Here is a 15,050-nt window from a genome sequence, read left to right on the forward strand (position 1 = left end):
GAAGCCTTTTGTTTAGGCCTCGCTTCTTTTTTATTTTTTCAACTTAAACGTCATCTCAACCGGATTATGATCCGAATTTTTAAATTCCGCATTGATCACTTTTCCGCTGATATTTTCGACATTATCCGAAATAATAAACCCATCGATTAGAGCTACAAATGACTCCCCTTTTTTATATGGTTTATCTAAATTCCGCACTGAAGGTACTGGGATTTTTGTTTTGTTCATTGCCGCGACTTGTAAATGCTTCGGCAGTTCTTTTTTAGGAAACGGCTGTAACCATGTATATTCTTCTGTTGTATCGTTCTTAAATGTTTCAGTCGACGAATCTAGCAGATCATGATTGAAATCTCCACCACCAACTACATAGTTTCCTTTTTTATATTCATTTTCCATATGATCAAACAACTTATGAACTTGTTCTTTTTGGATTTTTTGATCTTTGATATATGCAGATAAATGAACGTTATATATCATTAGATATTTGCCATTCTCAACTGGGATTTTCGATACTGTATAAGCACGGTCTAAATCAAAAAATTTATTAAAATTCGTTTCAATCGGCAAACTGTAACGAGTACTCTCTTCAATTGCTGTATTACTCAACGTGAGAATACCCGATTTTGATTTTCCGATTGGATCTAGAACTGGATACATTAGAAATGCTGAATCATAATTAGTCGCAAACACGCTAGAATAATCGTTAAATTGATGAGTGATTTGAGCTACCTCATCCACTCTGTGACTACGTGTAGCCTTTTCATCGACTTCTTGGAATAAAGCGAAATCTGGATTGATTTTTTGGGTCGTATCAATCACTCCAGAGATATTTTCAACAACACTTTCTTTACTCACCGCTTTTGACTGTTTACCACCATCCATGAAGAATGTGTAATCTGGTGTATAAGAGCCGTAGCCGACATTAAACGTTGTGATTTTATATTCTTGATTCGTTGATGCTTGTTTTATTTTGGCTTTTTGACTGATTTCAACAGATAAATCATCAGAAATTCTAGAATAACTAAAATAAACATAGCCAACATAAGCTAAAATGATTGCGGTAAAAATAACTAGAATACCTGAAAAAATTTTAATACTTTTTTTTAAATTCATTGTTTTCTCAACTTCCTATTGTATATTTTCTTCCATTCTACAATAGGAACAAACTGTTTCATTTGAAGGTATTGGTGCTCCGCAAAAATGACAGATTTTATTTCCTATTTTGTTAGTTTTCTTTTGTGTTTCAATAGCAACTTCTTTTTGAACATCTTTTGTCACTTTAGCTCGGGTGATTTTATGTTTATCTTCGACATATTGTTTTTTTGGTTCTGGTTCTCTATAGAAAAGACTTGTAACCGCATCAAATAGACCGATCCAGATAAGTATTTTACTATCCATACCACTAAAAACAAAAATACATAGGAAAAATAAAATACCACCCGAAATGAAGTCTCGGTTTAATATTCTAGGAATCCCTGTTGTACCAAGAAGTAAAGTAAGAAGAAAAGTATTCATAGGTTTCATATTATATAACAATCCAGCTCTTTTGATCATAAATAGATTATCTTTTATAAACTGCCACATTTATCTTTTCCCCCACTACATTTTTATCTTTTTAACGTAATGTTCATTATAAACATAAAATTGGTTTGATTCAATACGATATAAAATAGCATTTGAATCAAGCTTACTTTATTAGGAATTGTTGTGATTATCTGATGTCTATTATTGAGCAAAGATTTCGTCAAAATCAAGCCTAACCCTTTTGAACCTCCTGTTACTAACCAGACTTTTTTACTCATCTTTATACTTCTTCTCTATTCGCTGTTGTTTGATCAGTCAACAAGGAAAGTATAAACCCTGGAGGTATCTCCGAGACAAGTTCTTTTTTTAATTATTTTTTTGCACTAGTTCCGCAAGTTTATTTACAGTATTGGCATTTCGGATCGTAATTCGACTATACATCTTCGTTCCAACAATTTTTGACCAGCGGCTTCTAGAAAATGTTTTGATTGGTGCTGACCAGAAAATAACACGTTCATGATACGCTACTTTTTCATATTCTGCTTTAGCTTCACCAACAGATGCGATTACTTCTTCAGTTGTCGTTGGTGGAATCACAAAAATGACATTATGTTTTGATGCTTTATCTGTATCCCACCATTCTGGTATCTGTTCTAACGCTGCTAGCAAATCCTCAGCAGACACGATTGTCACGATGATCTTAAGCCCGAACTCCGCTTCAATTACTTTCTCACAATCTTTTGCCAGTTGAAAAATCTCTGTTTCTTCACTATCAAAAATCACATTCCCACTATTTAAATATGTCACAACCTTTGTAAAGCCATGTTGTTCTAAGCGTTCTTTCAACGTTGCCATGACCACTCGATTTTTTCCACCGACATTGACGCCCCGTAATAAAGCAATGTATGTTGTCATTTTAAATTCCCCCAGCCAGAAAATCATTTTATTTAAAGCAAATATTATCGTCAACCCCACTCTTATATTATAATAGAGAAAACAATAACTAGAAAGAAAAGAGGGTATTACAGATGAAAGATATAAATGAATTTTTTTCAAGCATTAGTGAACCAGAAAATCGTAAACGGGTAGAAGAATTATTTGATTGGACGATGAATACTTATCCCAAATTCAAAGTCGTAATAAAGTGGAACCAACCTATGTTTACTGACCATGAAACCTTTATTATCGCGTACAGTACTTCTAAAAAGCACCTTTCAATTGCTCCTGAAACAGTCACAATTGCAACATTTAAAGACGAAATCGAAAAAGCTGGATATCAGCATACAGATAACATCATCAAAATCACTTGGGATCAACCAATCGATTATCCATTATTGAAAAAAATCATTGATTACAATGTTCAAGAAAAGATTGATTACACGAAATTTTGGCGGGAATAAGTTATATAAAAGCCCCCTTTATTCAAAAAAGTTTTATCGATGGGAATTTATTGAAGTAGCAAATTCTGTTTGAATCTATTATTATTTATGCATAGAGAGTTACTTAATTATCTTCCCCAAAGATAAAATAAGAACTGATCCCATCTTAACCAAGATGGGATTTTTTTAGTGTCAAAATTTTTCTCTAGTGTTTTCAGTACACCGAACAAAAGATTAAGAATTTCTTTAGCTACAAAATACTTGTTCGTATGATTCAAGGCTATTTTTTACTCTCTCAATTTATTTTTTACTATTTCTAAAAATTCCATTGACTATACTCATACCTTTAAGTTAAGATAATATTACAAAATTAAATAAAAAAAGGCGCCCTGCAGGAGGACAGCAAATCATCCCGCAGAGCCCTGTATTATAAGCACGAACTAATAATACAAGTTGCCTCCGTCAATAGTTTATTGACTATTATCATTGTACTAAAAGTAAGAAAAGATTACTAGTCTTTTTTCGAATTCAATGATTTAGTTAAGACTTATTTAACGAACGCTTCATGGTATTAGTTGCTGACTAGTACCATTTTTTAGTTTTGTATTGATTATTAGATAATTAGAGCGAAAAACAAAATAAACAGGCACTCTATAAGAAGACAGCAAATCCTCTTACAGAGCCCTGTATCGTCAGCACGAACTGACAATACAAGTTGCCCAGTCAATGCGCATTGACTTATTCATTTTACCTAACTTTTGTAAGAAATACTAGTGTTTTTTTACAAAATTTTTGTAACTTGGATAGTTGATGATTATTCATTGAACTTTTGCACGGTATTGGTTGGTGACCAATACCGTATTTTTTCGCTCTTTTTATAAATAGTAAACACTAAGTTCTCCTTTTTTCTTAACTAATTCCTTAGTGCTTACGAGCTAGTGTTGCTAGAATCAATTGTTCACCATACTTTTGTACTCAGTCTAAAAAGGTTGCCAAATCAATGCGTATAAAAAAATGATTTGAAAAATAAACATGCAGACAAATAATTTTCCTAGATCTACAAGACTGAATAACGAAAAGTAGCAATAATTCTGATACACCAGTAAAAGTTAGGATCTTTCTGGCGGAAGTTAGGTTCTAACGTTCAAGTAAAAAACGGCGGGGTTGCAGAGCCCACTATTTCAAACAACTGTTTATCCAAAATGCTATTCCTTTTTTGTAAGCTAAAAACCCAACCATTTTATTAACATTTGGGTAAGCAGTTGTTTGTTTTTTTATATGACTAATTATATCCCCTCTTCTATAAAGTGCTCAGGATATCTATCCCAATACTCCATATAAACTCTTTTTTTATCCTCATCAAGATTTAGTTGGTACATTCTAAACGTAACACTAATGTCTTTAGGTTGCCATTGTTCTTTATATGAATATTTGTATTCCATTCCAATTTTTTGCATAACTTTTCCGCTACCAATATTATGAATATCATGTGTAGCCGTAATATACGCCCAACCTTGTGCTTTCAAAAAATGGACCACTGCCTCACTGGCTTCTGTGATTAACCCTTTTCCCCAATAAGCTTTTTGTAACCCGTAGCCAAAATCATGATTTTCACTACCACTCACTGCAATATAACCAATCGGAAGAGCATTCTCTTTAAGGCAGATTAAAAAATAGTAGCCATCATTTTTTTGATAGTTAACGTCAATAGTTTTTTTATAAAATTTCTTAGTTTCTTCTATGTCCTTCACGGGATACCACGGAAGATATTTATTTACATCTTCATCAGATAAAATTGTATATAACGCCTTTAAATCAGCTTCTGTTTCTTCTATTTTTCGAATGATCAATCTTTGTGTCTCTATCATGGCAGTTCTCCTACTATACTTTTTTTAGAGGACTCAATATAATTTGTGCTAATTTCTTGTCTGCATTTTTATGTTAGCTTTGAAACGATTCAGTCTTAGGTCTTCTTTATAATAGTTTACGTAATAGACACTCATATAATCAAGTAATTTCTCAATAAGTGGTTATTTTTTTCTAGATTAATGATCCTTTCACAATCCCAATTCTTATAGGCTTAATTATCACAAAAATAAGACCGAGTGAAAACGAAATGACCGTTTTGCTCAATCTTTCAATTTTTAACGAAACTCTTTCAATTTCTTCTCATTCGGGACAACATGACTATTGTAATTTTTAATTTTGTATTGTAATCGATCCAGTGCACTTTGCATGACATCGATCCGCTCTTGAAGTTCTTTCTCTTGTTCTTTAAGCAAATCTATTCGCGCAGGAATCGTTTTATCTCCTGATCTGAAAAGTGCCAGATATTCTATTAAAGCTTCTATAGAAAGTCCTGCGCTGCGCATTTGTCTACTAAAAATGATCCAGCGAAGATCTTCATCTGTAAAATCACGAATCCCGCTCTCATTTCTTCTCACAGGTGGGATCAAACCAATTCGCTCGTAATAACGAATGGTATCTGCACTTACGTTTGTTTCTTTACTTGCTGTACTTATATTCATCGCTGTCTTCCCCTTCTCATTGTATTTTAGATTTTCTTTATTTTTAGATTACCACTTAAAGTGAACTCTAAGTCAAGATGAATTTAATTATAATGATAATTTTTTTGTTTGACCTATTGTTGACTCTAAGTGGTAAAATAAACGTAGTAATAACATGGGAGGGAATCTCGATGGCTTACAAAATTCATGAGTTTTCAAAGATGACTGGACTTACGCCTTATACTCTACGTTTTTATGAAAAAGAAGGCTTGATCACGGTGAAAAGAGATCAAAATAATATTCGGATTTATGATGACCGTAATAAAGAATGGATCGACTTTTTTATGCATTTGAAGAAAACTGGTATGACAATCGAAAACTTAAAGCAATACCTCGTTTGGTGGTATCAAGGAGAATCTACGAATCAAAACCGTTTAGATTTACTGCAACAACAAAAGCAGTCTGCACTGAATGAAATAAAACACATTCAACAAGGTATCGATGTATTAGACCACAAAATAGAAGTTTACAAAAAAAGAGTGGCCAATAATAAAAATAGTTAGACGCTAAAAAAGCACACGATTTTGAAAATTCACAAAATCATGTGCTTTTTTTGGTATAGCTATTCCTGAATAGGGATAGAAAAGCGAAAAGTCACTTCTTTCCCTTGAGTACTGCATGATACTTTTCCAGAATGATTTTCAATGATTTTTTTCACTAACGCTAATCCTAATCCGTTACCGATAATTTGATTGTTAATGCTCTGTCCACGATAAAATGGTTCAAAGATACGTTCTATTTCTTCTTCCTTAATTGCTTGTCCGCTATTTTCGACTTCAAATGTAATGTCTTTTTTAGTAGAAATATTGGTAACTGTAACGGTAGAATCCTCATCACCATATTTGACTGCATTTTCAACTAAATTTTTTAGTGCTACACTCAACATACTTTTATTGCCCTTAAATTGACTATCCTTTTGACTTTTATTTTTTAAATGGATTTTTCGATCTATGGCTTGTAATGATACGTCAGCAAAGGCTTCATTAATCAAGTAATCTGTACTAATAGTATCTGCTAACTGAAGAAGATTATCATTCGCAAGGACAAGCAACTGTTCCAAAGTAATCGATAGTTTATCACAGCTTGATAAAATTGCCTCGGTCATTTTATTACTTTCTTCATCAGATTCTAAGTTCATTTGTAATAGTTGTGTGTAAGTAATAATCACAGCTAAAGGGGTTTTCAATTCATGAGCTGCATTGTTAACGAAGTTTTTTTGTTTAATAAAAGATTCATCTAATCTGGCGGTCATCTCATTATAACTCATACTTAGTGCTTGAACTTCTTTTGGTTGCTTCTGATCGATATCAATTTTTTTCCCGATATTTTCAGTGTCTAAACGGCTCATTGTTTTTTGAAGAGATACTAGAGAACCTAAGCTTCTGCCTACTAATTTATATGTGATAAACGTTCCTACAACAATCACGATAACCCAGACAAAAATAAGACTAGAGGAGAACGACATTCTGGCTTTTGCCAATGTCATGCCTAATTCACTGACTTCATCAGGTTTAACACTTGAATCAACTACAGCAGACTCAATTCGTGCCAAACGTTGAACAGAGAAATTTTTATTTGCACCTGACACGGAAAACAAAAGCATAATCAATGACATGCTAATTAAGAGTCCGCTAACTAACAACGTGATTTGCTTTTGTAAACTCATTATTCTTGCCCCCCTCTCTCCATTAGTTCAGTAGCCAAACGATAGCCCACACCTCTAAGTGTTTGAATCATTTCAGCAGCAACTGGATCGATATCTGCTACTTTTTTTCTTAAGGAATACATATGATACTTAAACGTATTAGAAAATAAATCTACATCCCCATCCCAGACATGTTCCATCAATTTTTCCGCTGAGAAAACTTCTTCTGGATTTTTGATTAGATACTCTAAAATCCCAAATTCTTTTCTTGTTAATTTAGCTGGGATGTTTCCTACTTTAACAACTCGTTTCGTAGAATCCAGACTGATCGAACCATAGATTATAACGGATTCTTCTAAACTAATCTTCTGTCTCAATAGATTTCGTATTCTAGCTTCTAATTCAAAAAAATCAAACGGTTTGGTTAAATAATCATTGGCGCCCATATCTAATCCTTTGATTTTATCTTCAACAAAATTTTTTGCTGAGAGAATTAGGATACGTATTTCTAAATCATGGGCTCGAACATTTTCTAAAATCTCCCAGCCACTCATATTAGGCAAAGACAAATCTAAAATGATCAAATCATATTCGGTTATTTCAATCATCTCAATTGCTTGAAATCCATCTATTGCTTTATCAACTGCATACCCTTTTTTTCTTAGCCCCATACACAATCCATCGCCTAATAACACATCATCCTCAACAACAAGTAAACGCATTTCATAAACCTCCTCAAAAATCTCACTTATAGTAACAATAACATACTTTTTTTGTGAAACATTGAGAGGTTTATGAATAATGTATAACTTTTTATATTGAGTCTAAAAACGATACTAAGTAAAGCATCATTACTTACGTTCTTTTTAAGGGTTGAAGGGTATTATCTTTTAAAATAAGACTAATATCCGCTTGTTTGGCAATATCTAAATCATGTGTAACCATGATCACACATTTTTTTTCAAGTAGAGCAAGCTCCTTTAGCATATCAATGATTCCTTTTGATGTCACCTGGTCTAAATTCCCTGTTGGTTCATCAGCAAAAATAAGTGGAGAATCTGCTGATAATGCTCTAGCTACCGCAACTCTTTGTTGCTGACCACCGCTTAATTTCATTACATTTTTATGCATCAGCTCTTCAGTGATACCGACTGATTTTAGTTTATTTTTCACGTATTCATTGATATTTTTAATGTGCTGGCTTTTAATTTCCATCCCCACCTTAACATTTTGAAAGGCCGTCATATAAGGAATCAGATTGTATGCTTGAAAAATAATTGAGGTGAATTTTTTTCGATAGTTGGTAATCCCCATATCATAGATATTTTTTCCTTGATAGCTAATACTGCCTTCAATAGGTCTTGTTAATCCAGAGGCAATCGACAATAAGGTCGTTTTTCCTGCGCCAGAAGGTCCCATGATTGTATAAAAATTTCCTGCTTCAAATGTATAATTGATGTCATCCAAGACCTTGTATTCTTGGATTCCTTCTTTGTATGAGTAAGTGATGTCTTTGAGTTCTAAATTCATAATATCTATTTCTCCCTCTATTCTTTTTGAGCAAACAGGTCTTTAGGATCTGTTCTAGCGATGATGATACTTGGTACAAGTGTTGTAATAATAATTAGTAAGAACCCTAAGCTCGCTGCTTGTGAGATAACTGTCTTGTTTACTTCAAGTTTCATCTTATCCACAGGCTCTATCGTTGCAGCTTCTTCTTGACCGTATTCATCTTCTTGGGTGATAGGACCTACATCTTGAGCTTGTTTTGATAACATCATATTGGAAATACTTTGTCCGGTTGTTTCAACGATGGCTAATGATAACCCAAAGGAAATGATGCCAATAAGTAAAATTTCTGCCACTAGCTGCAGGATGACTCTCACTTTTGTTTCTCCTAATGAAAGCAAAATTCCTACTTCTTTTTTACGATCACGAATAGATAATAAAGATAAGAACGTTAAAATTAGTCCTCCAGCTACCACGATCACTTTAATCATAATTGAACTAAAGGCGGCCATTTTTTCAAGTGGGCCAATCATTTGCTCGTATTGTTCTGTATAAGCATCTAGTTTAAAGAAATTACTCTCGGTTGGCAGTTTCGTTTCTGCGTCTTTTACAAAATCATCGACTTGTAAAGGATCATTTAGATAAAAAGTTGCATCATCAATACTTGCTTGTTCACTGGTTTTTAAAAAGGTATTGAAATCTACATAAATTTTATTTTCAGGCTGAGCCATTTCATACATTCGTTCTAAAGCTGAAACTTCTTTTTCACTCTTATAAATACCAATCACTTTATATTGTTGTTCTTTCTCTTCCCCATCCAATGAAAATCCTTTGATCTTGAATGTGTCGCCTAGTTTTAGTTGATTGTTTTTTGCGAACGTTTCTTCAACAACAGCAGAGTTTGCTGGGGTTTTGTCTGTGATAGCTTCTCCTTGAATTAGTTTGGCATCACGATTTTTAAAATCAGCTGTTTTCAATAAATCATTCGTACCAAATAGTTTAAAAGCCGGCACTTCACGATTTGGATCGATTCCAGGCATACTTGGACTCATAGAATCAGTTCCTGCATCTTCTTCAGGTTCAACAGATTTCAAACCAGTTTTAGCAGCACTAGTTTCACCTGTAATTAAGGTACTTTTTACTTGTGGCAAGTTACTGATCTGATCTACAGTTTCTTTTGAAAGCGGCGTTATACTTGATTTTCCGCTGAGTATTGCTTCTTTAATTTTATCGTTATCTCTTTTCAAACGAACTTCAGCACCTAATTGTTTTCGTGCGTCTACTTTACTTTTTTCTGCTGATTGTTGAATGGCAAAACCTGATAAAATCAATAAAAAGACAACCAAGAATAAGCCTAAAAATAAAGACGTTCGCCCCTTTCGTTGCCAAATACTGATAAGTGCTCTTTTAAAAAAACTCATATTGTTTCCTCCAATGTTTACTCTCTTTGTTTGTAAGCAAATGCATCTTAACAAAGTTAGGGTCAGATTTTGGTTAGATATTTTTTTAAGCTGAGAATATAGTTATTTGAAGTTCTAACAATTGTTATTTTTTAAAGACTACCAACCGCTATTTTTCTACTTTTTAAATGGCGCGTTATATTTCTCTTTTACAGATATCTTCTCTCACTTGATCTTTTGATTCCCACATACAGTACTCATGTAATATCGATTCCCATAATTGTATTTGAGATTTGTATGATGCTCATGAATAATCACCACGCTTCTCCTAAAAAAAAGTCCACAAAATCTGACACACTTCTCAGTTTAGGGGGAATTCTTACTAAATTTATCAGTGCATGAACAGCGATATTCTCTACCTCAAATAACTTTCTGTCTGTATTTCAGTGTAAATACAATGAGGTCCATATAATTCCACCGACAATGTACTAAACCTTTATCATTGTTCGACAAGAAAACTAATTCCTCAACGCTAAATACGGGTTGTTTTTCCAATCACTTTAGTCTTTGAACCCCTCTAAAGTCATCAAAATAAGAAGGGATTAAACAAACGTAAATTACACGTTTATTTAATCCCAAATTTTTTCATATATTTCAGCTCTTTATCTTTTGCTGTAAACTTTACTAAGTCAATCTCTTGAATGCCAAAATTTAATTCTGTGACAATTTTAAAATGGACGATTTTTCAACTATGTTGCAATACTCAACACTTATATTTTTTTAGATAGCTCATTTCCCAGTCATTCCTTGAATTAATACAGATAGTATTGGAATTATATCCCAAAAGAGATGAGTGGTGTATGATGCCCAGATATTTTTATACCTTATATAGGAGAAAGTCAAAATTAGACGAGATAAACCAATATCTAAGATAGCTTGAGCAATATTCCCATCATACGATGGAATATGATATAGACCAAAAATAATTGAAGAAATAATCCAAGCAATTAAAATACTATTTTTCCGATTCATTAAAAGCGATTTGTGACAAATCATCAAAATAAATAGAAATGGTACTATTGCCCACATTTCCTCAACAATCAATTGAATAACAGTTTCACTAGCCTTTAAAATAGGCACACTCTTCGAGGCGGTGTGATTCACTTTAGTTGTCACATCTGCCACTGTTTTAATATGAAATAAATCAGTTAAAACTATTTTGGTGTATAGCGCAGTGATAAACATACCAACTATGCCTAATAAGGCAGACAGACCAAATTCTTTCCATGTTATCTTCTTAAATAAAGCATCCCATCGATTCCCAGCTATCATCCAATAAGTACCGAAAGCGATCAATAAAGTCACTACTAAAAAACCGTATGTTATCCCTATTGAATTGAGTGGATTTTCCGTCACCATTTTAAGTTTTTCTTTTAAATTTAATATCTTGATAACTGGTTGCAATAACAATCCGCTAAAAAAGAAGAATGTGCCAATGGTTATAGTTACCCAGATAATCCATAGTCTCCAAGATAAGGCGATAGGTTGATCATTATAAAAAGGAAAATCTTGCTTATCCTTCTCAAACCAAAAACGATCTTTCAGTAATTCATTTCGTTTCATACTATTCAGATCACCTCTCTCTAATTTGTGAAAAAATATCTATTCATTGTGAAGTACTATCAACGAGGTTGACTGCCTTTTCATATAACAGCAAAAGTTCAACTTGATCGATTCACTTATCACAACGTGGTTCATTTCTTTTTATTTTTTTCGTTACCTTTTTTTCTTTTTTCTGCTCTCTCTTGATTCCTTTGTGCCTTTTTTTTAGCGAGTAGTACTGCTTCTTGTTTGGCTTTGTTGATTTTGTGACGGGCAATTAAAAACCCAATAATTGCTAAAATAATTACAACGATACTTCCAATAATTATATATAACGGCCAATTAGTCAGTTCATCCAGTTCTACAGCAGATTTTTTATTCAACTTGTCTGCTTCTTTTCTTGTAATCGTAAAATTCTGATTAAACGACCATTTTCCACCGTTAGCTGCTGTAGCAGTTAATTTCAAGGTGTAGTTGCCAGCTTGAAATGGTTTGCTTCCTAGCCAGATTGGATAGTCCATCATAGAATTCGGTGCCATCCGCATATTTTCTTTAGTATCTGCATAAACTACTTTATCCGAACCTTTTGGGGAAACTTTGGCTTCAATTTTTAGTTCATCCATTACCATCGGTTCTGGGTTTTGTAGTTTTGCTTCAACCACATTCCGATAGTTGACCTGTGAGGCTTTCACACTTTGCAATTTCAAATCCGGCTTAACTGGATTATCATTTTCAGACAATACCAATCCAACTTGGTGTTGAAATTCATTATGAACACCCATACTACCTGCTTCTTCTTTCTCTTTGTCTTTTTCATCTTCCTCTTGACCTTTTTGGTAGAAAACGATTGCACCTGCGAGCATGCCATTATATTCATCTTTTGGCATTTTTAGTTCTATCGGAAGTTCTATCGTTTCATTGGCAGGAATTTTTACTGAAGAAGCAACTGTCGCAATTGAAGTCATTGGATATTTCAATGTTTTATCAAAAGACACTTCTTTATCCGTTTTATAATCGATCACGCCATTGATGTTCGTCATCCCATTGGCAATATGTATGTCAATTGTGGCTTCTTGATCAGACTTGTTTGTTAACTCTACCTTAACTGTTTGCTTTTGATTAGGGGCCATCCGTAAATCAAAATACGTTTTTTTCTGATCTATTTGATTATCTGGAATAATTGTTCTAACAGAATAATTTACTCCAGCAGCTTCTGTCTCTAACGTCTGTCCTACCAGCACCAGAGTAATTCCGCCAACAAAAAGTAGTAACATTAAAATGTTTTTTAATTGATTACGCATCTTGTTCTCTCCTCTATACTAAAATCGTTCATTATTGATAATCAACAGATAATTTGGTCTATTTTTGATGCTAAAACAAAGTTTTTTTATTTTAAGGTGGTTAAGATAAAACTCAGAGAGCTTTATCTTACCACCTTAATTTTGTCAATTTTATACGCGTTTTATCTTATAGTGTATCTTTTAATGTCCATACAACTCTTGCTTGATAGCTAGTATTCTTGATATTCAATCCTGCAGGTATATCTAGTTGAACACCCGTATACGTATTGTTGGCAACAGATGCAGCTGAGCCAAACGAAAATTTATTGATTGAACGAGTTGTACTGCTTGTTAATGATCCTAATGTAACAGCGTTACCTGGGATTAATTGAGCAGTAGTAATTGCTGCTGTAGCTGAATCACCAGATACATTTTCGGCAACTACATCATTTAATTGCATTTGCATTCCAGAATCCATCACAGTATTTTGTCCATCTTGAGAAATGAAATTTTGTGCCTCTAAAGATAAACTCCATTGTGCCACATTATCAGAGTTACCCACCGATGCGCCTAAAGGTGAAGTAAAGGTGCCTCCCCCATTTAAATCCCATGAACGCGGAACTGCATTGTATTTTGCATCTAGACCTGTGTATGTTTGCGTACCAAATCTGAAATTCAATGCATAAATCAAGCTCAAATCACTATCACCTGCTCCTGGTTCTTCTGGTGGAACAACTGTAGTTGGTGGCACTGTCTCACCAGGAGGTTCGATTGGCCATTCTGTATTAAATGTTACATTTCCTTGTCTATTTAATGTCATTGGACTTGTGTAAGCAAATGTTGTTTGAGCTCCTAAAATAATTGCTCCAATACTTAAAAGTCCTGCCCCGATAATTTTTTTTGTATGCATTTTTTTCTCCTTTGATATGATTTATTTTTTTTAAGCATATTTTTTTCAGCCGGCTGTTAATATGCTTAATATTTATCTAAATTGTTCAATGAACAATCGATAACATTGAAAATACAATTTTTATAATGTATCTGCTAAAGTCCAAGTGATATTGGCTAAATATTTAGCATTGTCTAACTCTAATGAACCTGGAATATCAAGTTGAACACCTTTATAATTTTCTGCAGTCACATTCCCTGGCATTCCGAACATAAACGAGTTTCTTGAAGTTCCTGTAATCTCTGTATTATTATATGTTCCAATCGTTTGAGCTTGACCAGGTGTTAACGGCAACGTTTGATTTGCTACAACGGCAGATCCGCCATTTTCTGTATTATTTGTTTTATTCACATCATTCAAGGTCATTAACATTCCTGGAATTGGTTTATTTGTGCCATTTTGTGCCATAAACTGACCAGCAGTCACTTTTAAATTCCATTGTGACACATTTGAAGAATTGCGAATTTGAACAAATTGCGGACGGACAACAGATATGCCATCTACTGTTCCGGTTAATGGTTGAGCATAATATTTTGCAGCGGCTCCTGTATAATCGTGTGTACCAAAATCAAATGTTGGATAGTAAATCAAAGCTAAATCTTTATCTCCCACAACCGGCGGAACAACTGGTGGAACGATTGTTCCACCGCCTCCTTCAGTTGGTGGATCAACAATCCCACCACCGTCAGTGTCAACCTTAAGCGTTATCTGACCATCAGTAGTTGCATTCAAGGTCTGTGCCTGATTTATTTGCGCATCTAAGATAAATACACTCATGCTTACTATGCCAAATATGAGTAGCTTTCCTGCTTTCATTACTTTTTCTCCTTTTTAAATGCGTTTATTTCGTTTATTTTGATACCAAATAACACTAGTACTTAACAAAATCAGCAACCCAATAACACTCAAACCCGATTTAATGACCGTACTCATTTTCGGCAAAGATAAATCTTTCCCGCTTATTCCTGTTTGTTGTCCATGAGTTACGTTTGGTTTTCCCCCATTATTGGTCCCTCCGTCTTTAATACTGCTATCACTATCGGTTGTACCAGTTTTACCTTTAATGCGTAAAACAATGCCACCTTGAGATTCAGCATTAACAGCACTTGCATCAACTTGCTTCGCTCCTAACACTCCAAGGCTAAAAACCATGAATAATAGCGAAACAAAAAACCATCTCTTCTTCATTGATTTT

The 15,050-nt window shown here is 33.8% G+C and carries 17 protein-coding genes and 1 pseudogene; 2 read left to right on the forward strand and 16 right to left on the reverse strand.

The features are described 5' to 3' along the window. Nucleotides 1–30: 30 nt before the first annotated feature. From BCR21_RS04570 to BCR21_RS04585, 4 genes are all read right to left on the reverse strand, one after another. Nucleotides 31–1,113: an endonuclease/exonuclease/phosphatase family protein gene (locus tag BCR21_RS04570; protein ID WP_069645310.1), complete on the reverse strand. Its 1,083-nt coding sequence runs from the start codon at nucleotides 1,111–1,113 to the stop codon at nucleotides 31–33. Between the two features lie 15 nt (nucleotides 1,114–1,128). Continuing rightward, a complete protein-coding gene (locus BCR21_RS04575; RefSeq protein WP_069645311.1) occupies nucleotides 1,129–1,584 on the reverse strand; it encodes a hypothetical protein in 456 nt (151 codons plus the stop codon). 23 nt (nucleotides 1,585–1,607) lie between these two features. Further along, entirely contained in the window at nucleotides 1,608–1,802 is a 195-nt protein-coding gene (locus BCR21_RS17070) for a hypothetical protein (protein WP_069645312.1), read from the reverse strand. Between the two features lie 88 nt (nucleotides 1,803–1,890). Beyond that, entirely contained in the window at nucleotides 1,891–2,439 is a 549-nt protein-coding gene (locus BCR21_RS04585) for a DUF1697 domain-containing protein (RefSeq protein WP_069645313.1), read from the reverse strand. 113 nt (nucleotides 2,440–2,552) lie between these two features. Here BCR21_RS04585 and BCR21_RS04590 point away from each other — a divergent pair, with 113 nt between their 5' ends. Next, nucleotides 2,553–2,924, forward strand: a complete 372-nt coding sequence (locus tag BCR21_RS04590; protein ID WP_069645314.1) for an iron chaperone — start codon at nucleotides 2,553–2,555, stop codon at nucleotides 2,922–2,924. A 1,265-nt stretch (nucleotides 2,925–4,189) separates the two neighbouring features. On the opposite strand, the gene BCR21_RS04595 is transcribed toward BCR21_RS04590, so the two are convergent. Together BCR21_RS04595 and BCR21_RS04600 are read right to left on the reverse strand one after the other, a co-directional pair. Continuing rightward, nucleotides 4,190–4,771 carry a GNAT family N-acetyltransferase gene (locus tag BCR21_RS04595; protein WP_069645315.1) on the reverse strand — a complete coding sequence of 194 codons (582 nt, stop codon included), beginning with the start codon at nucleotides 4,769–4,771 and terminating at the stop codon, nucleotides 4,190–4,192. A 276-nt stretch (nucleotides 4,772–5,047) separates the two neighbouring features. Beyond that, nucleotides 5,048–5,431, reverse strand: a complete 384-nt coding sequence (locus tag BCR21_RS04600; protein ID WP_069645316.1) for a MerR family transcriptional regulator — start codon at nucleotides 5,429–5,431, stop codon at nucleotides 5,048–5,050. Between the two features lie 170 nt (nucleotides 5,432–5,601). Here BCR21_RS04600 and BCR21_RS04605 point away from each other — a divergent pair, with 170 nt between their 5' ends. After that, nucleotides 5,602–5,973, forward strand: a complete 372-nt coding sequence (locus BCR21_RS04605) for a MerR family transcriptional regulator (RefSeq protein ID WP_069645317.1) — start codon at nucleotides 5,602–5,604, stop codon at nucleotides 5,971–5,973. Between the two features lie 59 nt (nucleotides 5,974–6,032). Here the strand turns inward: BCR21_RS04605 and BCR21_RS04610 are convergent, their stop codons facing one another. The 10 genes and pseudogenes from BCR21_RS04610 to BCR21_RS04650 form a co-directional block, all read right to left on the reverse strand. Further along, nucleotides 6,033–7,136: a sensor histidine kinase gene (locus BCR21_RS04610; RefSeq protein WP_069645318.1), complete on the reverse strand. Its 1,104-nt coding sequence runs from the start codon at nucleotides 7,134–7,136 to the stop codon at nucleotides 6,033–6,035. Next, nucleotides 7,136–7,837, reverse strand: a complete 702-nt coding sequence (locus tag BCR21_RS04615; protein WP_069645319.1) for a response regulator transcription factor — start codon at nucleotides 7,835–7,837, stop codon at nucleotides 7,136–7,138. Before BCR21_RS04615 ends, BCR21_RS04610 begins: the two co-directional genes overlap by 1 nt. A 133-nt stretch (nucleotides 7,838–7,970) precedes the next feature. Continuing rightward, nucleotides 7,971–8,645 (reverse strand): ABC transporter ATP-binding protein, encoded by a 675-nt coding sequence (locus BCR21_RS04620; RefSeq protein ID WP_069645320.1) that lies wholly within the window; start codon nucleotides 8,643–8,645, stop codon nucleotides 7,971–7,973. 17 nt (nucleotides 8,646–8,662) lie between these two features. Further along, on the reverse strand, nucleotides 8,663–10,045 hold the full coding sequence (locus BCR21_RS04625) for an ABC transporter permease (RefSeq protein ID WP_069645321.1): 1,383 nt from the start codon (nucleotides 10,043–10,045) through the stop codon (nucleotides 8,663–8,665). 213 nt (nucleotides 10,046–10,258) lie between these two features. Continuing rightward, nucleotides 10,259–10,537, reverse strand: a pseudogene (locus BCR21_RS17340) (transposase); the annotation flags it as partial. A 276-nt stretch (nucleotides 10,538–10,813) separates the two neighbouring features. Then, complete coding sequence (locus tag BCR21_RS04630) at nucleotides 10,814–11,647, reverse strand: CPBP family intramembrane glutamic endopeptidase (protein ID WP_069645322.1); 834 nt, start codon at nucleotides 11,645–11,647, stop codon at nucleotides 10,814–10,816. A gap of 131 nt (nucleotides 11,648–11,778) precedes the next feature. After that, nucleotides 11,779–12,927, reverse strand: a complete 1,149-nt coding sequence (locus BCR21_RS04635) for a WxLIP family cell surface protein (protein ID WP_069645323.1) — start codon at nucleotides 12,925–12,927, stop codon at nucleotides 11,779–11,781. A 166-nt stretch (nucleotides 12,928–13,093) separates the two neighbouring features. Next, nucleotides 13,094–13,816, reverse strand: coding sequence for a WxL domain-containing protein (locus BCR21_RS04640; RefSeq protein ID WP_069645324.1), 723 nt, complete (start codon nucleotides 13,814–13,816; stop codon nucleotides 13,094–13,096). Nucleotides 13,817–13,936: 120 nt separating this feature from the next. Beyond that, entirely contained in the window at nucleotides 13,937–14,671 is a 735-nt protein-coding gene (locus BCR21_RS04645) for a WxL domain-containing protein (protein WP_069645325.1), read from the reverse strand. A 15-nt stretch (nucleotides 14,672–14,686) separates the two neighbouring features. Continuing rightward, nucleotides 14,687–15,043, reverse strand: a complete 357-nt coding sequence (locus BCR21_RS04650; protein WP_069645326.1) for a hypothetical protein — start codon at nucleotides 15,041–15,043, stop codon at nucleotides 14,687–14,689. Nucleotides 15,044–15,050 lie beyond the last annotated feature (7 nt).

Origin of the sequence: Enterococcus ureasiticus (genome assembly GCF_001730285.1) — a bacterium.
In the GTDB taxonomy this organism is placed as follows: Bacteria; Bacillota; Bacilli; order Lactobacillales; family Enterococcaceae; genus Enterococcus_L; species Enterococcus_L ureasiticus.